Annotated in this window: 1 pseudogene; it reads right to left on the bottom strand. The window is 39.9% G+C overall.

The features are described from left to right. A pseudogene (locus tag ACFIJJ_RS09950) lies at nucleotides 1–725 on the bottom strand (hypothetical protein); the annotation flags it as partial.

Genomic DNA, 725 nt, shown 5'->3' with positions numbered 1-725 from the left:
CAGCAAAGGCTTCCGCTACACTATTGTAGCTTTCCTCACTTTCTTTACCTTCCGCATCAACTTTCTTGATCACAAAATTTGGAGCCTTCCATTGTCCATCTTTATCATAACCTGCACCTCCACCAAAATAGGTCGCAAATGTCTGATTCATTGAATAAAGCTGATTACCCGTGATCGCTTCTGTCGAACCTTTAGAAATTTCTCCATCTAATAGAAACTTTAATTTGCTGTTTTCTTGTTCCGCTATAACTTGACCATCTTTCTCTTTGTTCTTTACATGACGTGCTACAAAGGCATTGGCTTCATCATTCCACAACAAAGCATTCTGCTCAATGGTCTGTGTAAGTTCATTGCTGTTTTTAGAAAGCTCATTATGAAGATCTGTCAGCGATGTATCAACACCGCTAAAGGCTGAACCAACATCATGATATGACTGACCACCAACAACATACGTCGGAAGATTACCTACGAGCACATCAGCACCACCACCAAAATAGCTCGATGTATTTTTAGAAACACTGTCTAGATTAGTACTCACTGTCGTAACATTTTTATTAGTCGCAAATAACTGAGAGCCATTTACAACTTCTGTCGATTCTGCTGAAAGCACTCCTGCCTTAACACCTGAAAGTGTCCGGTCTTCTTTCTTACTGTTGGCAATATTGAGTTCTGTACCTTCTACTTCTTTGCCAATAGTAATAACCTTCGTATCATCATCCTGCTTG

Source organism: Bartonella sp. TT29SHDZB, assembly GCF_042193395.1.
GTDB lineage: Bacteria > Pseudomonadota > Alphaproteobacteria > Rhizobiales > Rhizobiaceae > Bartonella.
This window is presented reverse-complemented; position numbering and strand designations above follow the sequence as displayed.